A 23,870-nucleotide genomic window follows, 5' to 3' on the forward strand; every position below is an offset into this window, starting at 1 on the left:
TTCAAGTATAGTGCCTTATTTACAGATTGATAGGTCCCCTTTCAACGCCCAAAAAGCATAGTATATGAAAAACACCTTTTGAAAATTATTAATCAAAAGGTGTTTTTAGGTTATCGTATATCCACACGAATTGGTTCATCAAAGTAAACATATTGTAATTCTGTTTGGCCGTAAAGGATAAACGAATCTAATTGAATCCCCTCATCGAATGTGATTGTTGTATACTGTTTTTCCTTATCTTTTCGGACACGGGCTGTATCCCATGCTGGTTTATTATTCACTGTAATATGCCAGTCGTTAATCGTCGTTGCCTTTGCGTCTGACGAAATTTCAAGACGTTGGTTGGGTAAGAGCTTTACTTCATATACTGTATCTTTATAAGTAAAGGAGTACGGTAATTGGTCCAAAGTTAGCGGATGTCGGACATTCGTCGGCAACTCAAACTTGGCACCAGTAACAGCTATATAGCCACCTTCTTTTACACTTGGATAGGCACTAATTGTTTCAGTATGAGCGTAGCGATCATTTTGAATATTGACGTTATCTTCAGGAATCGAGCGTTTTAATTTTTGTCCATCAGCGTCAATAACGTCATATAATATTTGTGCATTATAACCTGCATAAGCTTCTTTTTCTGCTAGCGGTAAATCAGCTGTAAACTTTTCTACTTGTTGCTCTACAAATGTTGCCATGTTCTCCGCAAATTTTGTTTCAAATTTGAAGAGAGAGTTCTGTGGTCCATGTTGCGCACGGATAAAGTTTACGTCAACGCCGTCTTTTTCAAACGCAGAACGTAGCGTGACAGTCTCTGTTTGAGCTAACAATTCCTTGCGATCAATCGGTACTTCAAACGTCCACTGACCATCTACATCATAAATGTGTTGATAGTTAAAAAGAAGTTTAAATTCATCATGTGTCACATTAAATAAGGGGAACTCAAATTTAATTTCATTCATTGATTGCTCGGCAGCATAACTAGCTATTTCACTTTTTCCGCTTGGTAGTACGAGTGCTACATCTCCCACGGTTGCTTCATTGAAGAAATTTTCATCACCATTGTAGCCAGATGTAGCTAGAGTCACTGTAATGTAAGCGTCTGTGAGCTTAACGTCTTTTACTTTTATCGTAATGGGTGTAGAACTAGTTGCTGGCTCCTGCTGCATAGTCGAGAATACTAGAAATAATAATGCCGCTGTGACGAATGCGACTGCTACAAAAGTTGCTCGCCAGTCTCGCTTTTTTGTAAGTGAAGTCTTTTTCTTTGGTAATTGATTCATCACTTGATTTGTAAATGAATCGTCAACATGTACCAGAGGAAACAGGTAGCTTATTAGCTGTTCGGTTGCAAGTTGTTCATCCAATAATGCAGAGCAGGTTGCGCATGATTGAATATGCTTGTCCATTTGCATCATTTTGTTATCTTCTATTCGTCCATCGATAAAATCGTGCATTTCTTCAGTTGATAAGCAGTTCATTATTAATCTCTCCCTTCAACATAGCGTTTCTTAGCCGTTTCTTTGTTCTATGCAGTCGGTTTCGTACTTCCGATATTGGAATATTAAGTGTCTCAGCGATTTCTTCATAGGAGCAATTACTGGCATACTTTAGGACGAAAACTTGGTGCGTTTTGTGTTCCAATGTTGCAAGCCATTGCTGAAGTAACGCGTTCTGTTCTTTTTTGATTATTAATACTTCTGGTGTTTCTAATGAGGGCGTTTCCTCAAGTGGTGTTGCATCTTCCTTATGCTTTCTTTTAAAATCAATCAGTTGATTAATCGCGATACGAAAAAGCCAAGCCTTAAAAGAACCACCTTTAAAATGAAGTAAGTTTTCATAGCATTTGATAAATGATTCTTGTGCAATATCTTTCGCCAATTCCTCGTCGTTCGTTTGATATGTTAAATAGCTGACAAGTGGCTGCTTATATGTGTCAACAATGATGCGAAAAGCTTGTTGATCCCCGGCAATGATTTTTTGTATCAGCTGCATATCCATGAGACCCCACCTCCTTACTTTAACAACGTAAAAACTTTTAAAAAATCTCAAGTAAATGGAAAATTTTTTGTTCTTTAGGTGATATTATTTTTGTTCCGCGGGTAAACCATCTTACTTCGCGGGTATTTCTCTTTATTCCGCGGGTAAACCATCTCTCTTCGCGGATATTCTCCCTTATTCCGCGGGTAAACCACTTCTCTTCGCGGATATTTCTCATTGTTCCGCGGGTAAACCATCTTACTTCGCGGGTATTATCCACAAATCCGCGGATAAATCACCCCATTTCGCTGGTATTCTCCATCACTCCGCGGGTAAACCTCCTCACCCTCTCAAATACCCGCGAACATCATTGAAAAAAGCTCACCACAACAAGTGGTGAGCCTTCCTCGTAATCTACTAGTATTGATTTTTTGCTTTGAAGGTGCGTTCCATTTCACGTTTTGCTTCTTTTTTGCGCATGTCGTCGCGTTTGTCGTAGTCTTTTTTCCCTTTGCCGACGCCGATTAGTAGTTTGGCGTAGCCGTCTTTAATGTACATTTTTAAAGGGATAATGGTGTAACCGTCGCGTTTGACTGCGCCGACTAGTTCGCCGATTTGCTTTTTATGTAGGAGCAATTTACGGGCGCGTAATGGATCATGGTTGAAACGGTTCCCTTGGTCGAATGGGCTAACGTGCATATTGCTAATCCATGCTTCGCCGTTTGTAATTCGAACGTACGAGTCGCGCAATTGGACTTTGCCTGCACGAATAGCTTTAATTTCTGTGCCTGTTAGTACCATGCCCGCTTCAATTGTGTCTTCAATAAAGTAGTCATGTCCCGCTTTTTTATTTTGTGCTAATACTTTCCCAGTACCTTTTGCCATTTAGTTCACCCTCTATTCAAAGGTTGAGCAGGACTTAGCCTGCTCACGCTGGATTTTTTCATTATTTACGTTTTGTTTTTTTCTTTTTGCCTTTTTTGGCGATGCCTTCGTAGAACTTTTGTTTTTGTTTTACGCCTTTTTTCGGGCCAGGGCTTGAGCTATCTTTGCGTCGGCCACGTGGATCGCGATCACTGTCACCGCGTTCTCTGCGTTTTGAAGAGTCGCCATGGCTTGGTTTTTCCTCGTCACGGCGACCTCTGCCACCGCCTGAACGATTGCTTCGGCTACTGCGTCCGTCTTTGTTGTCGCTATAGTTTTTACGTGCATGAATAACAGTAGGTGTGGCTTTTCTTGTTCTTCCATAAGAAGTTACCATTCCTACGATTTCAAAGTCAATTGATGACTCCTCGATAATGACGTTTGCAACTCGTACTTTGACTTCATCACCGATGCGGAATTGGCGGTTTGTACGTTCCCCAATCATCATCATTTGGCGATCATCGAAGCGATAGTAATCATCCGTCATATTGCTAATATGCACAAGTCCTTCAATCGTGTTTGGTAGCTCGATAAAGATACCGAAGTTTGTAACAGAAGACACAATACCTTCGAATTCTTCACCGATTTTATCAGACATATATTGTGCTTTTTTCAGCGAGTCTGTATCGCGTTCTGCATCAACTGCACGACGTTCGCGTTCAGATGTATGGTCGGCAATTTCATCCATTGCCATTGCCCATTGTGCAAGCGTTTCTTTCGACGTATCTTTATTAATTAAGTACGTGCGAATTAAACGGTGGACAACTAAGTCAGGGTAACGACGAATTGGTGATGTGAAATGGGTATAGAAATCTGTCGATAAACCGAAGTGACCAATGCTTTCTGGATAGTACTTCGCTTGTTGCATAGAGCGTAGTAACATCGTCGAAATAACTGGCTCCTCTGGCATGCCTTCAATGGCTGTTAACACATCTTGCAATGCTTTTGGATGCACCGTATTGCCTGTACCTTTAATTAAAATACCGAAGTTTGTGACGAATTCAAAGAAGCGTTGTAGTTTTTCTGGCTTTGGATCTTCGTGAATACGGTATAGGAACGGTACATTCATCCAGTGGAAATGTTCTGCTACTGTTTCGTTGGCAGCAAGCATGAAATCTTCAATTAACTTCTCTGCTACAGTGCGTTCACGCAGTTCAATATCGACTGGCCAGCCATCTTCATCGACGATTACTTTCGACTCTTTAAAGTCAAAGTCAATAGCACCACGTAGCTCACGTTTGCGGCGTAAAATTTTCGATAGCTCTGCCATGTTTTTAAACATTGGTACAAGCGACTCATAGCGAGCAATTAGTGCTTCATCTTGTTCTTCTAGAATTTTATAAACATCTTTGTACGTCATACGCTCTGTCGTTTTAATAACACTTTGGAAAATTTCATGTGCAATCACATTCCCATTGCCATCAATAATCATTTCACATGATAGCGTTAGTCGGTCTACTTGTGGATTTAATGAACAAATACCATTTGACAGTCGATGTGGAATCATTGGGATAACGCGGTCTGTTAAATAGACACTTGTCGCTCGGTCATATGCTTCAATATCAATTACAGAGCCTTGTGTTACATAGTAGCTGACATCTGCAATATGTACGCCAAGCTTGTAAGTACCGTCTACATTTTTTGTCACTGTTACCGCATCATCTAAATCTTTGGCATCTGCACCATCGATAGTAACGATGGTTTCATGGCGTAAATCACGACGACCTTCTAAATCGGCTGGTGAAATTTCATCTGGCACACGTTGTGCAGCAGCGATGACTTCTTCTGGAAACTCTGGTGGAATGTCATGTTTATACAGAATCGATAAAATATCGACACCTGGGTCATTTTTATGCCCTAAAATTTTTGTAATATAGCCTGTTGCTGATTTTAAATCTTCTGGCCATGTGGCAATTTCCACGACAACTTTGTGACCATCAACCGCACCTAATGTATCGCCTTTTGCGATAAAGATGTCCATTGGTAGTTTTTTATCGTCCAATACGACGAAGCCAAATCCTCTATTTGCTTGGAATGTGCCTACAAATGTTGTTTGTCCGCGTTCCACAACCTTTGTCACAGTGCCTTCACGGCGATCGCCAAAGGATTCCTTTAATACGCGAATTAGGACCGTGTCGCCATTGATGGCACCATTTACTTCGTGCGGTGGAATGAATACATCATCCATCCCTTCAATATCTGGTGTCACAAAGCCAAATCCTTTTGCATGACCGATAAATTTACCACGGAGTAAATTCATGCGCTCCGGTAAGCCATAGCGATTGGAGCGTGAGCGAACAACTAAGCCCTGCCCTTCCATTCGCACAAGCGTTTTGACAAGCTCCTTAAATTCTTCTGCATCTTCAAACCCGAATTCGTCTTCGATTTCTCCAACGGTTAATGGTTTATATTCTTCTTCACCGAAAAAATCGAGTAAACGACTTTGTAGTGAATCTTTTTTGTCTGTCATACTATTCCCTCCCTCATATAAAAATCCTTATTCATTTTTAGTGTGCCCAATTTAGCCCTTCTAAAAAACGATAAATATCTTCATGTAGTTGATCTTTTTCTTGATCTAATGTAATGACATGTTTTGAGTTTTCATACCACTTGATATACTTTTCTAGTGACTCAGTTTGATTATATATAATGTTGGCAGATTCTGTCTCTATAACCTCATCATTTGTCGCTTGTACGACAAATATAGGGGCATAAATCATATCAATTTCTTTTCGAGTCTGCGCAATAAACTCACGAAGTTCTTGTAATGATGGCATCCCTTTGTCAGCAATTAACGCCACTTCTGCATCAATTTCCGCTTCAGTTTTACCTTCAAATTTTTTATAGTCTTTTGCATATTTTAAGACGCCTTCGAACATTACGTCTGTTGTTCGCATGGTCATTGGTGCACACATTGTCACAATACCTTGTACAGGATTGTTGAGCGCTACATTTAAAGCCATCACACCGCCAAGTGATAAGCCTGCCACCGCAATTTCTTGATAGCCAGCATCTTGTAATTGTTGGTAGGCCGCTTTGACATCTTGCCACCAATCGGCTGGACCTGTTGTAATGAGTTCTTCAGGTTGCACACCGTGGCCTTTATAATGCGGCGCTAATGTAGTATACCCTTTTTTCTCTAAAAATCTACCAAGCATACGCACATCTGCCGAGCTACCTGTAAAGCCGTGTAATAATAACACAGCACGAGGGCCTGCTTGAAAGAAAAATGGCTGTGATAATGATTTATTCATTCGCAAGTTCTCCTTCACTGTAAAACATATACTCTCTATTATAGCCATATCCATGATACATTGGCTTATTTTAGTGCATATTTAGTATAATTCATACCTAATTTATCTTCGTTTAACTATGTACATAATATCAACATTACGCTTTGAACTAAAAGATAAAAGAAAACGCCCAACCATTCGAGGTTAGGCGGCATATCTTCAACTATTATAGTTTTGCAATCGCAACTGCTAAAATAAAGAACAAAATGGATAATACAATTGTTGTACGGTGAAGAATTAAATCCATACCACGTGCTTTTTGCTTGCCGAATAGTTGTTCAGCTCCACCCGAGATGGCACCTGACAAGCCTGCACTTTTACTAGATTGTAATAAGACTACGACAATCAATGCTAATGATACGATAATTAAAGCTACTAATACTGCTGTATGCATACACTGCACCTCCCGAACTTTGAAACATCACAACATACTATATTATAACAAATAAAGGTTCTCATGACAAACACAGAATATAGGGTGACAGGCACCGAAACAATTTCGAATTCTCTTACATTTAAGCATTAATAAAACCCACTTAGTCCTGCGTAATGCATTCAATGTAAGACGCAACATCTGCGCACAAGCGGGGGGTTCGGCTTACTATGTACCCATCTTTACAAGTATTTATAAATAGGAATAACGAGGTATGGGCATTTGTATACCTTGTGTACATGATTAATCTTCCTCAGTTAGTTACTAGAATTCTTTTTACTCTATTTTAAAATGTAACCGTATACCCTTTAGTTTCGTCCTAATAGTACATTTTTTAAAATTTTTCTCTAAGTCATTCGAAAAGTATAAAATCAATATTTTATATATTGAATATCTAAATAAATTTAAAAAAAGACCAAGTAAAATTCTTGGTCTCTGTTTATTAAATTCGATCAAATATGAATATATCTATACAGCAACGTTTCTAATTTCCTCCTTAATGTATTCTTTTTGTGCAGCAAGATTACTGATACCAATGAAAAAATGATCGAACATTAAATTTGTAATAATATCATAAAGCTCTTTATATCTAATCTCATCAATTAAAACAAAGTTACCATGAGCTATTGCATTTCTATTTTTAAGTAGGGTTTCATCAATTAAATTATAAAAATCTTCATATTCCTTTTGATCTATTCCTAAAGCACAAAGTATTTCTGATAGTCTTTCAGAATTTAGGTTGGCACCTGTGTAGAGTCCTTTTTCATATGGAACATTGGCTTTTTTATTTAAATTGTCGAAGTAGTCCTTGATAAAAGTAGTATGTAACGAGGTCTTATTTGAGGAATTAAGTTCGTTTAATTCACTTTTTAAACATAATGCAAGAATATTTGGACAAAGCTCATTTAAAGAGTGATTTTGATAATGAACATAGTTTAGATAATATTTTGATAACTGCTTAATAAATCCTTCCCAATGTGCATACAGTAAAGTTACTCCATTTCTAAGAACCATTTTTTTATGTGCTTCTCTTGATGTTTCAATCATTGTAAGACAATTTGATAATTCCTTTATTCGCCAAGCCTTTTCTTCTGATATCGTATCAAAATATTGTTCTAATGTTCTAATTTTCATTGGAGAACAGACTCTTTCCTAACGGTATCAATACGGGCAGGCGACGTTTAGCATTGGAACCACTACCAGATACCTCACGGAAATCAGAGTGAGTCCAGAGTTCTTTACATTTTTCTTCAATCAATGGTTCATCAATTAGGGTATGTCTTTGTAGATTATATCCGATACCAATTGCGATTGCTTCAAAACCAGATATTAAGAAACCTCCTGATGCTTTATTTTTATCTGCGTTATATTTTTTAAATGCTTTATCACCCATTGCCATATTTATTTTATCAAAGGTTTTTTTAAATAAGGTTTCTTCTGAATCTCTATCAAAGTTATTTTGCTTACAAAATTCTATAGCCTTTGAAGTGAGTAATGAATTTAAATCATTATGCTCTTTAATTTCAGTGATAGCAATGTTTTTAAAAATGAAATATTTTAAAACAAGTTCTATGTTTTCTTGTTCATTTAATGACTTATCAGACAAAGAAACTGCATCAAGGAAAGACGGATAATGTGCAAGCCTTTCGATATACTCAAAAAATGTTTCATCTTCCATAACTAATAAGCAATTTCGTACTTCTTGGTCAGATAATGTAGTCCCACCCGTATTTAACCGCTGGAAAAGATCGTATTTAGCATTGAAATCACTTATTTTTTTGACAATTACTATTGTTAATGGCGATCTTTTAAAATCAATTCTTTGTGTAGATGTAAAACATTTTTCAGAGGACGGATCTCCATCCCATTTTAGATCTTCTAATTCTGGAACGTCTTCAGTTCCAAGCAATTCAAAAGGTTCAATAATTTCCCCTTCCTTGTTCTTCAATAATCCAACAAAATTTAATATTGTTGAAAGTCGTTGTAATCCATCAATAACTTCCCATTTTCCGTCCTCTCTCTGGGAAACATATATGGGAGGAATAGGTATTCCAAGAAGTATTGATTCAATTAATTTAGATTTTTGTATATCAGTCCATCTATAGAATCTTTGAAATATGGGATTTAGATATAGCTCTTGATCTCTATATAAATTTATTACTTCCCCTACTGACATATTATACTGTTGAGTATGTATGTTCCTTCTTTTTACATTTAGAATCTCTTCAAGATTGGTCATATTAAATCCTCCTAATAATGTGGAATCTTCTTACAATTATACCGTATAACATTAAATTGAAAATACTTATTTTAGAAATATTCTGTACGGTTGTATTAGTAAAGAAGAAACGACTTCAATTTGGGAAATTTCTTGGTATTTATTCAGAGTATTCTTAATAAACCGAACAGTGTTATAGCTGTAAGTCTCTATGGTGGTACGATTTGGATAATTTTTAATCTGCAATTCAAATATAAATTCTTTTAACAAGTCTTTAATAACCACGAAAAAACCTGATTTATAAGTGTTTATCACACTTATAAATCAGGGGTTGAACAATACAGTTGTATTACTAAATTCACTTAAATATATGACATAGCTCAAGCCTTACTAAAGTGTCGTATATGTCTAAGTTCAAACCATTTTTCATACAAGTAACACCTTATTTTAAGTTATAGAAAGAGTTTAAACCAAGGTATTCTGATGTTGCACCAAGTTGATCTTCGATGCGTAGAAGTTGGTTGTATTTCGCAACGCGGTCTGTACGAGATGGCGCACCAGTTTTGATTTGACCAGCATTTGTCGCAACTGCGATATCAGCGATTGTCGCATCTTCTGATTCACCAGAACGGTGAGAGATAACAGCTGTGTAACCAGCGCGTTTCGCCATTTCGATTGCTTCGAATGTTTCTGTTAATGTACCGATTTGGTTTACTTTGATTAAAATTGAGTTACCAACGCCTTGCTCAATACCAGCAGCTAATTTTTTCGTATTTGTTACGAATAAATCGTCTCCTACTAATTGAACGCGAGCGCCAATGCGATCTGTTAATAATTTATGACCAGCCCAGTCGTTTTCATCTAAGCCGTCTTCGATTGAGATGATTGGGTATTTAGCCGTTAACTGTTCATACCAGTCCACCATTTCTTCAGATGTTTTGACAACACCTTCACCATCTAAATGGTATTTGCCGTCTTCTTTATTAAATAATTCAGAAGAAGCAACGTCCATTGCTAATTTCACTTCTTCACCAGCTTTGTAGCCAGCTTTTTCGATAGCTTCAAGGATTACAGTGATTGCTTCTTCGTTCGAACCAAGGTTCGGTGCGAAACCACCTTCATCACCTACAGCTGTGTTGTAGCCTTTGTCTTTTAATACTGCTTTTAAGCTGTGGAAAATTTCAGCACCCATACGTAATGCATGACGGAAGTTTTCTGCGCCAACTGGCATTACCATGAATTCTTGGATGTCTACGTTGTTATCCGCATGAGCACCACCATTTAAGATGTTCATCATTGGTACTGGTAATTGTTTTGAGTTGAAACCGCCAAGATATTGATAAAGAGGTACATCTAAATAATCTGCTGCAGCATGTGCAACTGCCATTGATACACCTAGGATTGCGTTCGCACCTAGTTTACCTTTGTTTTCTGTGCCATCTAGCTCGATTAAAGCTTTGTCAATTACTACTTGGTCAAGAACTGAGAAATTACCTTCTAATTCTTGTGCAATAATTGTGTTTACATTTTCGACAGCTTTTAATACACCTTTGCCTAGGTAACGTGATTTGTCACCATCGCGTAATTCTACCGCTTCGTATTCACCTGTAGAGGCACCTGATGGCACGATTGCGCGACCAAAAGCACCTGATTCTGTAAATACTTCAACTTCTACTGTTGGGTTCCCACGTGAGTCTAAAACTTCGCGCGCATAAACTTGTGTAATAAATGGCATAACTAATTCTCCTCTTTTTCGATTAATGATTTCCCTGTCATTTCAATAGGTTGTGACACCTCTAATAATTCTAACATGGTTGGCGCCAAATCGGCTAAAATGCCACCATTTCTTAACATTAAATTTGGTTTTGTCACAATTACTGGAACAGGATTTGTTGTATGAGCTGTCATCGGTTCCCCTTCTAACGTAACAACCTCGTCAGAGTTACCGTGGTCAGCTGTAATAATAGCTGCACCGCCTTTTGCCAGCAGAGCATCTACTACTTTCCCAAGACATTCATCCACTGCTTCAATTGCTTTGATCGTTGGCTCTAACATGCCACTATGTCCCACCATATCGGGGTTCGCAAAGTTTAGAAGGATGCCATCAAATTTATCGGCTGCAATCTCTGCAAGCAATGCTTCTGTTACTTCATATGCACTCATTTCAGGTTTTAAATCGTATGTTGCGACCTTTGGAGAAGCAATTAAAATACGTTCTTCACCAGCGAATTTCTCCTCACGACCACCACTCATAAAGAATGTAACATGTGGATACTTTTCTGTTTCTGCAATACGAAGCTGTGTTTTCCCATTAGAGGCTAACACTTCACCTATCGTATTTTTTAAGTTGTCATTTTCATAAGCAACTTGCGCATTCACTTCATCACTATAATGAGTGAACGATACGAATTTTACATTTTGCGGGTGTTTTGCAGAGAGCGCAAACCCGTCAAATGTTGGATTTGTAAATACTTTTGATAATTGAATTGCGCGGTCAGGTCGGAAATTAAAGAAAATAACCGCGTCATTATCTGCAATTGTCGCAACGGCTTCACCATGTTCTTGCACACTAAATGGAATAACAAATTCGTCGGTTACTTCACGCTCATAGGACTCCGTCACACCAGCAATTGCGCTGTCCGCTGTTTGTCCTACACCATCCACCAGCACATTATACGTCAATGCCACTCGATCCCAACGCTTGTCGCGGTCCATTGCATAATAGCGACCATGAATCGAAGCGAATTTACCAATGCCAATCGAAGCCATTTGTTTTTCAGTTTCTTCAATATAGTTGATTGCTGTCGTTGGACCTACATCACGACCATCTAAAAATGCATGAACAAATACTTCATCTACGCCTTGTTCCTTCGCTAGCTTTAACAGCGCAAACATATGCTCATAATGGCTGTGAACACCACCATCTGATAGTAAACCCATTACATGTAGCTTCGACCCATGTGCTTTCACATGCGCTACAGCATCTAAAAATGCTTGGTTTTTAAAGAAGTCTCCTTCACGAATCGACTTGTTTAAACGTGTTAAGCTTTGATAGACGATACGACCGGCACCAATATTTAAGTGTCCTACTTCAGAGTTCCCCATTTGACCATTTGGCAACCCTACTGCTTCACCTGCCGCTGTTAATGTTGCATGTGGAAACTGATTCCAAAAACGATCAAAATTTGGTTTCTTTGCTTGCGCAACTGCATTTCCGAATGTTTCATCACGAAATGCAAAACCATCTAGTATAATTAATGCTACTGGCTTTTTAGGCATTTGCAGCCGCCTCCAATAATTTTAAATATGATTCGGCTTGTAAGCTCGCACCACCGACTAACGCACCATCGATATGCTCTTTTGATAACAATTCTTCAATATTATCAGGCTTTACGCTACCACCGTATTGAATACGAACAGCCTGTGCTGTTGCGGTATCGTATAATTTTTCAACAACTGCGCGAATAGCACCACATACTTGGTTGGCATCTTCTGCCGTTGCTGTTTTACCTGTGCCGATTGCCCAGATAGGCTCATAGGCAAGTACCATATGCTCCACATCCTGTGCCGCAAAACCGGCAAGTGCTGCTGTAATTTGACCAGCTACCTTTTGCTCTGTCGTACCAGCCTCACGTTCTTGCAATGTTTCACCACAGCAAATAATTGGGACGATATTATGCGAAAGTGCTGCAGCCACCTTTTTGTTAATAGCTTCATCTGTTTCGTTATAATACTCACGTCGTTCAGAGTGGCCTAAGATGACATAGTCCACAGCAACGCTCGCAAGTTGCGCAGGGCTAATTTCGCCAGTAAACGCCCCTTCATTTTCGTAATGCATTGTTTGTGCGCCAATTGCTAATTCAGATTCACTAGCAATTTGCACAAGCGTTGGTAGGAATAGTGCCGGTGCGCAAATAACTGCATCTACGTTGTCATTTGAAGGTAGTTTATCCTGCACAGCTTCAACAAACTGTATTGCCTCTTCAAATGTTTTATACATCTTCCAGTTACCTGCAATAATTGGTTTACGCATCGTTTATGCCTCCTATCTATTATGTTTGCTAAAAAGATTACTTTGATAAACGCTATTATTTGTCGTTTAATGCCACAATGCCAGGAAGCTCTTTGCCTTCCATTAACTCAAGTGAAGCACCGCCACCTGTCGAAATGTGATCCATCTTATCAGCTACTTCGAATTTTTCGACTGCTGCTGCAGAATCTCCGCCACCGATTACCGTGTAACCAGCAGTTGTTGCCATTGCCTCTGCTACAGTTTTCGTACCATTTGCGAATGGTTCCATTTCAAATACGCCCATTGGTCCATTCCAAATGATTAACTTCGATTTTTCAATCACCTCTGCATAATGCGCAGCTGTTTTCGGTCCAATATCAAGACCCATCCAATCAGCAGGAATAGCATCAACATCGACAATTTTTGTCTCTGCGTCTTTCGAAAATTCATTTGCTACTACCGCATCAATTGGCATATGTAACTGCACGCCTTTTGCCTGTGCTTTTTCAATGAAAGATTTTGCTAGTTCAATTTTATCTTCTTCTAATAAAGATTTACCGATATCATGACCTTGCGCTTTAATGAAGGTAAATGATAGTCCCCCACCAATAATTAAATGATCGACCTTTTCAAGTAAGCTCTCAATCACACCGATTTTATCTTTCACTTTTGCGCCACCAATAATAGCTGTGAAAGGACGCTCTGGGTTTGATAATGCTTTACCTAGCACATCTAATTCCTTTTGCATAAGGAAACCTGATACAGCAGGAACATGCTTAGCAATGCCTTCTGTTGATGCATGTGCACGGTGAGCAGCACCAAATGCATCGTTCACATAAATGTCCGCAATTTTAGCAAATTGTTCCGCTAATGCAGGATCATTTTTCTCTTCACCAGCATGGAAGCGTACATTTTCAAGCAGAACGATATCGCCGTTTTGCATGTTCGCGACAGTCGCTTCTACGTTTTGACCGATGGACTCGTCTAATTTAGTAACAGGCTTGCCAATGATTTCTGCTAGGCGAATACCGACTGCTGTTAAACGCATATCTTCTTTTACTTCACCTTTAGGACGACCTAAATGAGATGCTAAAATCACCTTTGCCCCTTGTTCGACTAAATAGTCAATCGTAGGAATGGCTGCACGAATACGCGTTTCGTCTGTGATAACCCCATCTGCCATTGGTACATTAAAATCAACACGTACGAAGACGCGCTTACCTTTTACATCAATATCTTTCATTGTTTTCTTATTTAACATGAAGAAACCCCCTTCAAAGTTCGTAGTACGGACATAATAAAATGTGCTTCACCCATCTTGGCTGTTCACATTTTGAATTGGCGAATAACAGTTTTGGTAACAAGATTTTTCGAGTATGCTTGTAAAATTCCTTTGCTTATCGAATGGCAAAATGTCCAAGCAAGTGAAAGTATACCTTTACCAATTTTAATAGTAGCAAAAGTACCGTTTGATGTCTTGCATCTAACATCTCCTATATCTGTGTACGTTATAACAAGCCATGCGCTCTAAATATATTTATTAAAAAAAGGAGTAAGGGTACATCCCTTACTCCTATTACCCTTGTATATTATATCTTTTCGATATTATAAAGGCTATACTATTTTTGCGTAAAAAGCCGTATTATGTCACACTTTTTACTTCAAATTGCGAATTATGACACTTATTTATGATTTAACCCTTGTTGAGCAATGTATAATGCAAGATCCATTAAACGAGTAGAGTAACCAATTTCGTTATCGTACCAAGCAAGAACTTTCACCATACAATTTTCTAAAACCATTGTAGAAAGGCCATCCACAGTTGAAGAATGATGATTACCATTGTAATCAATTGATACTAATGGTAGTTCATTGTAACCTAAAATACCTTTTAGCTCATTTTCTGAAGCTTCTTTTAAAGCGGCATTAATAGACTCTTTTGTAACATCTGCTTTTAGTTCTACCACTAAATCCACACATGATACATTCGGTGTTGGAACACGCATAGAAAATCCATCTAGTTTACCTTTTAATTGAGGTAATACTTTGGAAACTGCTACTGCTGCACCTGTCGTTGTTGGAATCATTGACACTGCCCCTGCACGCGCACGACGCGGATCAGAGTGCGGGAAGTCAAGGATACGTTGGTCGTTTGTATAAGAATGGATTGTTGTCATCATACCGCGTTCAATGCCAAATTTTTCATCTAAAATTTTGGCTACTGGTGCAAGACAGTTTGTTGTACAAGATGCATTTGAAATGACATCGTCTGTTTTTGGATTGTAATCCTCATGATTCACACCCATTACGAATGTCGGCATATCTCCTTTAGCTGGTGCAGATAAAATGGCTTTTTTAGCACCTGCTTCAATATGCTTCCCTACATCTTCCATTGAACGGAATCGACCTGTACATTCAAGGACAACATCTACACCAAGCTCGCCCCATGGCAACTGCGCTGGGTCTTTTTCAGCGTATACTTTAACCTTTTTTCCATTCACTACGAAAGAATCTTCATCTGCATTTACATCAGCATCATAGATACCATGTACAGAATCGTATTTTAATAAGTGTGCAAGCTGACCAGCATCTGTTAAGTCATTCACTGCAACTACTTCAAATTCATCATGCTTCATTGCTTCACGAAATACTAAACGACCAATACGTCCAAATCCATTAATTGCTAACTTTAATGCCATTGTCAATTCCTCCAATAATGTTTTCATTGATTTATTTTTACAGTAAACGTTCAGCGATTGCCTTTGCTGCAGCTTCATCTGTTATAAAAATCGTCTGCTTCGGTGCTACCTTAAAATAAGATAGCATGGCATTCACTTTTTGTTTGCCTGCTGCCACCGCAATAATATGCTTACATTTTTCAACTTGTTCAAGTTGAATACCAATCGTGCGAATACGATGCACAATTTGTCCTTCGGCATTAAAATAATAGCCGAATGCTTCACTAACAGCACCTTTTTCTTCGAGAATACGTAAATCTTCGGCAGATGTATTACGACGAATCGCCATTTCTTCAGCAGAGCCGATACCATGAATAACGCAGTCAGCACGGTCATAGTAAGCCATTATTTCTGTTACCATAGGCTCTGTTAACATCGCTTGATAAGCCTGTTCACTTAAATGCTCTGGTAAAAATAATGTACGGTGCTGGGCATCCATTTGCATAGCGAACGTAGCAACCAGTGTATTGGCCTGCATGTGCATTTCATGACCGATACCACCACGAGCAGCAACAAATGTAATATTTTGCTGATGATCGACTGGTTGTAAAAACTGCGCTAAGGAGGCAACTGATTTCCCTCCAGTAACAGCCACTACTTGCTCATTGGTAATAGTCAAAAGAAATTGCTGTGCCGCTTCTTTTCCGAGCAATGTTAAAACGGTTTCGTCATCGTTGTAATCACCTGGTACGACTAGCACATGTTGCAACCCTAATTGTTGTTCGAGCGCTTTGCCTAGTTGAGTAAGACCCGACCATTCATACACTAATGCTCTTAGCTGTTCAATCACTAATTCACCATCACTCGTACATACCATACCCGACTTTTGGGAATCTAATAACCCTTGCTCACGTAAAATATCTGTTTCTTTACGGATTTCACGTTCTGTCATTTTTAGTGACTCTGCCAGCGTTCGTCTACCAATTGGTTGCATCAGCTGTACCGATTGTAGAATACGATATCTCGATTGTAGAAGCGGATTCATTTCCGGAAGTAGTCTTCGCTGTGCCTCAGGTACAGTTAACATATCTATCTACTCCCTCTCACCTATAGTGGGTCAATTTTTATCCCACTGTATTAAATAATGTCCCACTTACAATTTAATTATAATATGCTTTATAAAAAAGAGCAAGTAATTAATGGTATGTGTTGCTAGTACAACCTTTATACACAGCGACACCCATTATTAGCAAAGTAAAAATGACATGCTGTACTGTTTTGTTGGCACAAAAAATCTCGCAATCATTCAATCTGATTGCGAGATGACTTTGTTCTTATTTAGTGAAAGACAATACTGCGTTTTTCTTGAAACCTGCTAAAGCTTTTGTAGCTTCTGTTTTGTTTGTGTATTCAAAAATACGAACGTCCTTTTGTTCAAATACTGTAATAACCCACATAGTCAAATCTCCCTTTAAGTTTATTTTTGTAATATAACAACCACGTAAAAATGTGATACTTTTTCTAATCTGTTTTATAACAACCTTTACTTGATTCTTATTCTACTCCTATTTTTTAAAAAATAAAGCTTTGTGTGAAGGTCTTCACAAACTGTTCATATTCATAACGCTTTCATTGAACAATTTGTGAATAACGTGAATATACAGGTTTAAAAATATAAAATCCGCTATTCTCTCGGCTAGAGAATAACGAATTTTTTCGCTTTATTTATAACCTTTTACCTCATTCGATATTACTTCATTTAGTGAATGATAATTTAGTTGGCTAAAATAGCTATGTTCTTCTCACGTAATAGCTCTTTGATTTGTCACAAACGTTCCATTAATGTTACATAATCTAAATTGCCATACTGTATAACTTCTCCATCCTTTTCCACTACCGGTATCATCAGCATATATTTTTCATGTATCGCTTCATCGGTTTCAATATCAATCATATCAATGGTAAAACCTAACTCTTCTTGAACAATTTTTAATGTGCGTAATCCTTCCACACAAAGCTCGCACTGGGAACGACTAAAAAATTTCACGTCCATTTTACCAACCCCTTTTACTTTATGGTGCCAGGCACGCAAACAATTCGCACACAATTTCGATTTACGTGCCTTGGCGTAATTATCTTTCTTTATTTTAAATGAAAAAAGACTGTGCAAGGTAATTTTTGCACAGTCTCATCGTTTGTTATTTTTTTAAATGGCTGTCGAAGAATTTAACCATTGCATTATAGAATTCAATGCGGTTTTCTTCGTTTTGGAAGCCATGCCCTTCATTTTCTTTCAGCATGTACTCTACTTCCACACCTCTCGCACGTAATGCTTCTACGATTTGATCAGATTCTGCCTGATTAACTCGTGGATCGTTTGCACCTTGCGCAACAAATAATGGTGTTTTAATTTTATCAACATGGAAGACAGGAGAAGCTTCTGTTAATAGCTCTTTGTCTGTCTCTGGATGCCCTACACGCTCATAGAACATGTTACGCATTGTTTCCCAATATGGTGGGATTGTATCAAGCAATGTGAAGATATTTGATACACCAACATAGTCAACTGCCGCAGCATATAAATCAGGTGTCTTTGTAATACCAGCTAATGTAGCATAGCCACCGAATGATGCACCATAAATACCGATGCGGTCAGGGTCCGCGATGCCTTGATCGATTGCCCATTGCACGCCATCTGTAATATCATCTTGAATTTTCAGACCCCATTGCTTATTACCAGCTTGTAAAAATTCTTTTCCGTATCCAGTTGAAGAACGGAAATTCACTTGTAGCACAGCATATCCTCGGTTTGCAAGAAGCTGTACTTCTGGGTTAAAGCCCCACATATCACGTGCCCATGGACCGCCGTGTGGATTCACGATAAGCGGTAAGTCTTTTGCTTCTTTGTTTTTTGGTAATGTTAAATAACCGTTAATTGTCAGTCCATCTCGGCTCTTATACGAAATTGGATGCATTTCAGCAAGTTCTTCTGACTTTAACCAAGGACTTAATGTTGCTAGTTCTGTTATTTCATCTGTTGTTGAGTCATAATAATAATATTTGCCGTATACAGTGTCACTTGACACGCTGACGATAAACTTAGTCATTTCTTTATTGTAGTCATTGATGCCTATTTCGCTTTCTTCAACACCTAGTTTGTTTTGAATTTTGCGGAATAGTTTCTCAAAATCTTCATCAAAGAATTGATAATGTACTTTATCAGTCATATATGCACCGTATAAAATTTTATCTTTTTCGCTATTATATAATACGCCTGCAACGTCTACTTCATCGTTCGACATAATTACTTCTTCTTTACCTTCAAGATCATATTTCACAGCTTGTACTTTATCTCGACCTTTATTAGAAGTAGCGTAAATATATTTATTATCTTTAGAGAAGGCAAGCGGATTTACTTCATCTCCTGCAGCCATTTCAATAAATGGTTTGAATTCATCTTTTTCTGTTTCTCGGTATAAAATTGTACCTTCTACACCATCAGAAACGACAGCGATACGAATATTGCCATCACGGTCCGCTACCCAATTCGATACGTTCCCAGGATTTTTGGCAACATGTTTTGTTTCGCCTGTTTTGACATTAAGCTTGTACACATCGAAAACTTTCGCATCTTCTTTGTTCATCATAATTAATATTTCATCTTTAACACCTTGTAAATTACTTAATACCCCTACAGTTACACCAGGGTAAGGTGTTAAATCTTTTTCTTCACTACCATTAAATGAAGATGAATAGATATGGAAGTTCTCATCGCCGCCTTTATCTTTTGCATAAAGCAATGTATCGTCTTTCCAGAAGAATCCTGAAATATCACGATCTTTTGAACTTGATACACGAACAGGTTCACTATCGTCATTCATTTTCTTCACAAATACATTTGAACGAGATTCCCATGCTGAAGCAAATGTAATGTAATTACCATCTGGTGACAATTGGTAACCGAAGTTTCCTGGATTTTTCATAAAATCCTCTACAGAAATTTCTTTTACCCCTTCGTTAGTCGTTCCGTTTTTTATAGACTTAAACGTTGTAAATATTTTAGTAGCATCTTGTTTTGAGATGGTTTCACTATTTTCAGAAATACCTTTAAATAAGCCTAGCTTATTCGCTTTTTCTAAATAGTCTGCTAATGATGCTTCTTTTTCCTCTTTATCAAGAGCTCTTACTAAAATTCGAGCAACTTCATCACGTTTAATGGCAGTACTTAAATTTTGTAATTCTCCCTCTTTAACCCACTTATCCATAATTTCTTGACGCATTGCTTGTGACCCATGTTGGAAAGTTAAAGAAGTCACAGCCAATTCAAGAAATTCTTTTGCTGTTAAGCGCTCCTCTTGTGCAACAATTACATTGCTCGTTTCATTTGCAGCTCGTACTTCCTGAATGGAAACAGGATAGACAACAGAAGCTGTTAAAATGACCGCTAAAGATGCTGACAAAAATCTTTTTTTCAAAATGATTCCTCCTTATATCAGTGTGCGTTATATCGTTAGTCGATACAAAGAAATTATAACAAATCTAGTTTTTTTGTCAATAAATGATAAAACTTATTTAATTATCCTCTTTATCCAAATTAAAAAGACTCTTCATATGTAGAAGAGTCTTTTAGCTAGTAAATTATTTTATTACGAAAACGTGTCAATCCACTGCGGTTCTAGCGACAAAATTGTTTGGGTGCCTGTCACCATTTTCGGTCACCATTTTCGGCTAGCGCCGCCACCAGCAGATGAGCCTCCGCCAAAGCCTCCAAATCCTCCGCTACCGGAGCCGCCTCTGCCAAAACCTCCACCAAAACCACCTGGATAACCTCCTCTTCCCCGTCCTCTTGAACGTGGTCCGCCTCCTCCATTGGAGAAGATAATGACGACGAGTACGAGGATTACGAGTAGTACAAACATCCAAGTGGGCATCGATTCATCCTCTACTGGTTGAGTTGGCATTTGACCTTCCCAATGATATTCTTGCGCTACAGTTTGATACAATGCTGTATACGTCGCTTGAAATGCTTGGTCAATTTCACCATTACTTGCAGAAGGATAAAAAGCAGAATCCAATATCCGTCCTAATTTCCCATCTGGTAACGCGCCCTCAAGCCCTTGGCCCACCGCGATCACCACATCATTTTTTCCTTGCCCTTGCTCAAATGTAGCCAGTAGCAAAACGCCGTTGTTTTTCTGCGCATCACCAATGCCCCAAGCACGAATCAATTGGGTAGCATACATTTTAGCTTCTTGCCCATGAATACTATCCACCGTTACAATCATAATTTCAGCACCAGTGCCTTTATCTAACTGCTCTGAATAAGAATTGAGTTCTTCCTTTACAGACGTTGATAGTACATTAGCGAAATCATGAATGTACGTATTTTTCATCGGTGTTGGGAACTGGGCATATGCATTGTCGACTGTTACAAAAAACATGAAACAAGCAAGTATTACGGTCAAACGCTTCATTATTGTTTACCTGAATCACTAAAATCTACTGCCGGTGCTTTTTCAGCCCCAGCTGCTGCCTTAAAGTATTCCTTTTGCTCGAAGCCAAACATACCTGCTACTACATTACCTGGAAAGCGTTTTACTATTTTATTAAAACCTTGCACTTCATTATTGTAATCTTCTCGTGCTACTGCTAAACGATTTTCCGTGCCTGCAAGCTCATCCATTAATTGGCGGAAATTCGCATCTGCTTTTAAATTCGGATAATTTTCTACCACTACAAGCAATCGACCAAGCGCACCATTTAACGCATCATTGGCGATCGCTTGTTGCTCTGGTGTTTGTGCATTACCTAACTGTGCACGTGCCTCTGTTATGCTGGCAATGACTTCTTGCTCATGTTTTGCGTATCCTTTGACCGATTCCACTAAATTCGGAATTAGATCGTAGCGGCGTTGTAGCTGATTTTCGACTTGAGCCCATTTCGAATCCACATTTTCCTCTGCCGTCACAAGGCTATTATATTTTGGAATAAATAATAAAGCGAATACACCTAAAATAATGACAATGATTGCGACAGGTCCAAAAATTTTTTTCAATTTTACAGCCTCCTTACTTTCTTTTCTTATACCTCTAATGTGTTGCAAAAAAACATCGCTATGCTAAATATATGCAAACAGTTTTATGTCGTATGAAATATGGCGAACAAGACATACTAATTACTGCAACAAACTATACATTCAGGAGGCGTTTTTTTTGTCACAATCTTTTTATAATGAATCAAATGATGTAACATCATCTAACCAACAACAAAGCCTAAACCACGGTGGACATGAAGTAATGGACATGCATGAAGCAATTGGCGAAATTATTGCATGTCTGAATCAATCCATGCTTTTACGTCCGCAAGTAAAAGATCCAGAATTACTTAGCATTTTGGACAATCAATATAATTTCACACTCGGTATGTACAATACGATTGTGGAGTCATTTAAAACAGGACATGATCCATCTGTGCCAACAGGTCGTTATGAAATGCAAACAGGAAACAACTTCCAATATGGCATTACGCCTTCACAGCCGAAAAAGCCAATGCAAAATGTGAGTGAGATTAATGATGAAATCATTTCTGGCTTCTTGCTTGGTGCACATAAAGGGTCTGCTAAATGTTTAACGGCAGCAGCGACAGAAACAACAAATCCAGTTGTGCGTCGTGTTGTTGCTGATAGTATTCCCAACTGTATCGAAATGGCATACGAACTTTCTATTTACCAAAATAAGCATGGCTATTATCAAGTGCCGCAATACTCACAACAAGATATGCGTGCATTGCTTGATTCGTACGGCACTACTACAAATCCCCTCCATTAATAACAAAAAACCATTCATTGCAAAATGCAATGAATGGTTTTTCCTATTATTAAAAATTAAAGAACTTTCCCTAAAAAAGCCTTTGTTCGCTCATTTTGTGGATTACCAAAAATCTCTTCTGGCGTACCTTCCTCTACAATAAAACCACCATCCATGAACACAACACGGTCGCCCACTTCTCGTGCAAAGCCCATTTCATGTGTGACTACAATCATTGTCATCCCTTCAGAAGCTAGATTTTTCATAACATCTAATACTTCTTTCACCATTTCTGGGTCAAGTGCAGAAGTTGGTTCATCAAATAATATAGCCTTTGGTTTCATCGCTAACGCTCTAGCAATCGCTACTCGTTGTTGTTGTCCACCTGAAAGCTGCTCAGGATAGCTATAAGCTTTGCTATCAAGACCGACCTTTTTCAAAAGCTCATGACCTAGTTGCTCTGCATCTGAACGGCTCATTTTGCGAATTTGCATCGGCGCCATCGTGACATTATCAATGACATTCATATGAGGGAACAAATTAAACTGTTGGAATACCATCCCGACTTCTGCTCGAATGGCATTAATATTTGTTTTTGGTGCATTTATCTTGATATCTTCTATATAAATGGCACCGTCCGTTACTTCTTCCAGCATATTGATGCAACGTAAAAAAGTACTTTTCCCTGACCCTGAAGGGCCAATGACACAAACGACTTGCTTCTCTTGTATTTCGTAATCAATGCCCTTCAATACTTCGAGCTTCCCAAAGTATTTGTGTAGGTTTTCAATTTTAATCATCTTGCTTCTCTCCCTTCTGCTTTACGAGGGACATAACTATTGCTAAATCGCTTCTCTATAAATGCGACTACCTTTGTTACAACATATGTTAAAACCAAGTATAGTAGGGCAGCGACAATATACGGTTCCCAGAAACGGAAACTCGCACCCGCTACTACTTTACTTGCATATAAAATATCTGGTGCTGCAATAACCGTTACTAGAGAAGAATCTTTTAGTAACGCAATAAATTCGTTACCAAGTGGTGGAATCATACGTCTAAAGGCTTGTGGTAAAATTACTTTTTTCATCGCTTGATTGTGTGTTAAGCCAAGTGAACGTGCTGCTTCCATTTGCCCTTTATCAATGCTCTGAATACCCGCACGAAAAATTTCTGCATTATAAGCAGCACAGTTTAGTACAAGTGCTGTAATACCAGAAACCATATAACCTAATGAATGACCAAAAATTGTTGGAATAACCGCTAAATGAATTAGTAAAATTTGCACAAGCATTGGTGTTCCACGGAATAAATCCACATATAGTTTAGATGGCCAGTAAATTAACTTATTTTGCGATAGTTTTCCTAAACCTAATAGTAAGCCTAAAATAATACCACCAAAATAACCGCTGAGTGTTAAAATGATTGTTATACCTATACCACGTATAAACATATCACGGTAGTTCCAAACTATGTCCCATTGTAAATCAAAGATGTCCATCAGAACCCCTACTTTCCCATTCAAATTCTCT

Annotated in this window: 22 protein-coding genes; 1 reads left to right on the top strand and 21 read right to left on the bottom strand. The window is 38.3% G+C overall.

The genetic code is table 11. The features are described 5' to 3' along the window. Window positions 1–110: 110 nt before the first annotated feature. From FC748_RS18200 to FC748_RS18290, 19 genes are all read right to left on the bottom strand, one after another. Complete coding sequence (locus tag FC748_RS18200) at window positions 111–1,475, bottom strand: anti-sigma factor family protein (RefSeq protein ID WP_108031033.1); 1,365 nt, start codon at window positions 1,473–1,475, stop codon at window positions 111–113. After that, entirely contained in the window at window positions 1,456–1,995 is a 540-nt protein-coding gene (locus FC748_RS18205) for an RNA polymerase sigma factor (protein WP_024363921.1), read from the bottom strand. Before FC748_RS18205 ends, FC748_RS18200 begins: the two co-directional genes overlap by 20 nt. 396 nt (window positions 1,996–2,391) lie before the next feature. After that, window positions 2,392–2,859: an SsrA-binding protein SmpB gene (gene smpB, locus FC748_RS18210; protein WP_024363920.1), complete on the bottom strand. Its 468-nt coding sequence runs from the start codon at window positions 2,857–2,859 to the stop codon at window positions 2,392–2,394. 61 nt (window positions 2,860–2,920) lie between these two features. Further along, on the bottom strand, window positions 2,921–5,368 hold the full coding sequence (gene rnr / locus FC748_RS18215) for a ribonuclease R (protein ID WP_108031034.1): 2,448 nt from the start codon (window positions 5,366–5,368) through the stop codon (window positions 2,921–2,923). A gap of 37 nt (window positions 5,369–5,405) precedes the next feature. After that, window positions 5,406–6,152, bottom strand: a complete 747-nt coding sequence (locus FC748_RS18220; RefSeq protein WP_024363918.1) for an alpha/beta hydrolase — start codon at window positions 6,150–6,152, stop codon at window positions 5,406–5,408. 205 nt (window positions 6,153–6,357) lie between these two features. Next, entirely contained in the window at window positions 6,358–6,585 is a 228-nt protein-coding gene (secG, locus tag FC748_RS18225; RefSeq protein ID WP_024363917.1) for a preprotein translocase subunit SecG, read from the bottom strand. A gap of 507 nt (window positions 6,586–7,092) precedes the next feature. After that, the gene (locus tag FC748_RS18230; protein ID WP_108031035.1) at window positions 7,093–7,758 is read right to left on the bottom strand and encodes an MAE_28990/MAE_18760 family HEPN-like nuclease; all 666 of its coding nucleotides are present in this window, start codon (window positions 7,756–7,758) and stop codon (window positions 7,093–7,095) included. Further along, window positions 7,748–8,863, bottom strand: a complete 1,116-nt coding sequence (locus FC748_RS18235) for a DUF262 domain-containing protein (protein ID WP_108031036.1) — start codon at window positions 8,861–8,863, stop codon at window positions 7,748–7,750. The genes FC748_RS18230 and FC748_RS18235 overlap by 11 nt, the downstream gene beginning before the upstream one ends. Window positions 8,864–9,284: 421 nt before the next feature. Further along, window positions 9,285–10,577 carry a phosphopyruvate hydratase gene (gene eno, locus FC748_RS18245; RefSeq protein ID WP_024363916.1) on the bottom strand — a complete coding sequence of 431 codons (1,293 nt, stop codon included), beginning with the start codon at window positions 10,575–10,577 and terminating at the stop codon, window positions 9,285–9,287. A 2-nt stretch (window positions 10,578–10,579) separates the two neighbouring features. Further along, window positions 10,580–12,121, bottom strand: coding sequence for a 2,3-bisphosphoglycerate-independent phosphoglycerate mutase (gene gpmI / locus FC748_RS18250; RefSeq protein WP_108031037.1), 1,542 nt, complete (start codon window positions 12,119–12,121; stop codon window positions 10,580–10,582). Then, window positions 12,114–12,875 carry a triose-phosphate isomerase gene (gene tpiA / locus FC748_RS18255; protein ID WP_025220484.1) on the bottom strand — a complete coding sequence of 254 codons (762 nt, stop codon included), beginning with the start codon at window positions 12,873–12,875 and terminating at the stop codon, window positions 12,114–12,116. The genes gpmI and tpiA overlap by 8 nt, the downstream gene beginning before the upstream one ends. Before the next feature lie 55 nt (window positions 12,876–12,930). After that, entirely contained in the window at window positions 12,931–14,115 is a 1,185-nt protein-coding gene (locus FC748_RS18260; RefSeq protein ID WP_108031038.1) for a phosphoglycerate kinase, read from the bottom strand. A 421-nt stretch (window positions 14,116–14,536) separates the two neighbouring features. Then, complete coding sequence (gap, locus tag FC748_RS18265; RefSeq protein ID WP_108031039.1) at window positions 14,537–15,553, bottom strand: type I glyceraldehyde-3-phosphate dehydrogenase; 1,017 nt, start codon at window positions 15,551–15,553, stop codon at window positions 14,537–14,539. A gap of 37 nt (window positions 15,554–15,590) precedes the next feature. Beyond that, window positions 15,591–16,619: a sugar-binding transcriptional regulator gene (locus FC748_RS18270; RefSeq protein WP_108031040.1), complete on the bottom strand. Its 1,029-nt coding sequence runs from the start codon at window positions 16,617–16,619 to the stop codon at window positions 15,591–15,593. Between the two features lie 247 nt (window positions 16,620–16,866). Next, window positions 16,867–16,989, bottom strand: a complete 123-nt coding sequence (locus FC748_RS22485; RefSeq protein ID WP_255313811.1) for a hypothetical protein — start codon at window positions 16,987–16,989, stop codon at window positions 16,867–16,869. A 368-nt stretch (window positions 16,990–17,357) separates the two neighbouring features. Then, window positions 17,358–17,585: a glutaredoxin family protein gene (locus FC748_RS18275; RefSeq protein WP_108031041.1), complete on the bottom strand. Its 228-nt coding sequence runs from the start codon at window positions 17,583–17,585 to the stop codon at window positions 17,358–17,360. A 145-nt stretch (window positions 17,586–17,730) separates the two neighbouring features. Beyond that, complete coding sequence (locus FC748_RS18280; RefSeq protein WP_108031042.1) at window positions 17,731–20,007, bottom strand: S9 family peptidase; 2,277 nt, start codon at window positions 20,005–20,007, stop codon at window positions 17,731–17,733. 240 nt (window positions 20,008–20,247) lie between these two features. Further along, window positions 20,248–21,006: a TPM domain-containing protein gene (locus FC748_RS18285; protein ID WP_108031043.1), complete on the bottom strand. Its 759-nt coding sequence runs from the start codon at window positions 21,004–21,006 to the stop codon at window positions 20,248–20,250. After that, window positions 21,006–21,587, bottom strand: a complete 582-nt coding sequence (locus FC748_RS18290; protein ID WP_108031044.1) for a LemA family protein — start codon at window positions 21,585–21,587, stop codon at window positions 21,006–21,008. Before FC748_RS18290 ends, FC748_RS18285 begins: the two co-directional genes overlap by 1 nt. A gap of 157 nt (window positions 21,588–21,744) precedes the next feature. On the opposite strand from FC748_RS18290, the gene FC748_RS18295 reads away from it, so the two are divergent. Then, window positions 21,745–22,359, top strand: a complete 615-nt coding sequence (locus tag FC748_RS18295) for a spore coat protein (protein ID WP_024363905.1) — start codon at window positions 21,745–21,747, stop codon at window positions 22,357–22,359. A 56-nt stretch (window positions 22,360–22,415) separates the two neighbouring features. Here the strand turns inward: FC748_RS18295 and FC748_RS18300 are convergent, their stop codons facing one another. After that, window positions 22,416–23,138 (bottom strand): amino acid ABC transporter ATP-binding protein, encoded by a 723-nt coding sequence (locus FC748_RS18300; RefSeq protein ID WP_108031045.1) that lies wholly within the window; start codon window positions 23,136–23,138, stop codon window positions 22,416–22,418. Then, window positions 23,135–23,839 (bottom strand): amino acid ABC transporter permease, encoded by a 705-nt coding sequence (locus FC748_RS18305; RefSeq protein ID WP_024363903.1) that lies wholly within the window; start codon window positions 23,837–23,839, stop codon window positions 23,135–23,137. Before FC748_RS18305 ends, FC748_RS18300 begins: the two co-directional genes overlap by 4 nt. Window positions 23,840–23,870: the final 31 nt, after the last annotated feature.

Origin of the sequence: Lysinibacillus sphaericus, from assembly GCF_005217585.1 — a bacterium.
Lineage (GTDB): Bacteria > Bacillota > Bacilli > Bacillales_A > Planococcaceae > Lysinibacillus > Lysinibacillus sphaericus.

Excerpts from the sequence above, each read along its gene's own strand:
- tpiA (WP_025220484.1), bottom strand. The coding sequence starts at position 12,875 with ATGCGTAAACCAATTATTGCAGGTAACTGGAAGATGTATAAAACATTT.
- secG (WP_024363917.1), bottom strand. The coding sequence starts at position 6,585 with ATGCATACAGCAGTATTAGTAGCTTTAATTATCGTATCATTAGCATTG.
- FC748_RS18305 (WP_024363903.1), bottom strand. The coding sequence starts at position 23,839 with ATGGACATCTTTGATTTACAATGGGACATAGTTTGGAACTACCGTGAT.
- FC748_RS18205 (WP_024363921.1), bottom strand. The coding sequence starts at position 1,995 with ATGGATATGCAGCTGATACAAAAAATCATTGCCGGGGATCAACAAGCT.
- FC748_RS18200 (WP_108031033.1), bottom strand. The coding sequence starts at position 1,475 with ATGAACTGCTTATCAACTGAAGAAATGCACGATTTTATCGATGGACGA.
- FC748_RS18260 (WP_108031038.1), bottom strand. The coding sequence starts at position 14,115 with ATGTTAAATAAGAAAACAATGAAAGATATTGATGTAAAAGGTAAGCGC.
- FC748_RS18300 (WP_108031045.1), bottom strand. The coding sequence starts at position 23,138 with ATGATTAAAATTGAAAACCTACACAAATACTTTGGGAAGCTCGAAGTA.
- FC748_RS18285 (WP_108031043.1), bottom strand. The coding sequence starts at position 21,006 with ATGAAGCGTTTGACCGTAATACTTGCTTGTTTCATGTTTTTTGTAACA.
- FC748_RS18230 (WP_108031035.1), bottom strand. The coding sequence starts at position 7,758 with ATGAAAATTAGAACATTAGAACAATATTTTGATACGATATCAGAAGAA.
- smpB (WP_024363920.1), bottom strand. The coding sequence starts at position 2,859 with ATGGCAAAAGGTACTGGGAAAGTATTAGCACAAAATAAAAAAGCGGGA.
- FC748_RS18275 (WP_108031041.1), bottom strand. The coding sequence starts at position 17,585 with ATGGACGTGAAATTTTTTAGTCGTTCCCAGTGCGAGCTTTGTGTGGAA.
- FC748_RS18270 (WP_108031040.1), bottom strand. The coding sequence starts at position 16,619 with ATGTTAACTGTACCTGAGGCACAGCGAAGACTACTTCCGGAAATGAAT.
- gpmI (WP_108031037.1), bottom strand. The coding sequence starts at position 12,121 with ATGCCTAAAAAGCCAGTAGCATTAATTATACTAGATGGTTTTGCATTT.
- rnr (WP_108031034.1), bottom strand. The coding sequence starts at position 5,368 with ATGACAGACAAAAAAGATTCACTACAAAGTCGTTTACTCGATTTTTTC.
- FC748_RS22485 (WP_255313811.1), bottom strand. The coding sequence starts at position 16,989 with ATGTGGGTTATTACAGTATTTGAACAAAAGGACGTTCGTATTTTTGAA.
- gap (WP_108031039.1), bottom strand. The coding sequence starts at position 15,553 with ATGGCATTAAAGTTAGCAATTAATGGATTTGGACGTATTGGTCGTTTA.
- eno (WP_024363916.1), bottom strand. The coding sequence starts at position 10,577 with ATGCCATTTATTACACAAGTTTATGCGCGCGAAGTTTTAGACTCACGT.
- FC748_RS18220 (WP_024363918.1), bottom strand. The coding sequence starts at position 6,152 with ATGAATAAATCATTATCACAGCCATTTTTCTTTCAAGCAGGCCCTCGT.
- FC748_RS18235 (WP_108031036.1), bottom strand. The coding sequence starts at position 8,863 with ATGACCAATCTTGAAGAGATTCTAAATGTAAAAAGAAGGAACATACAT.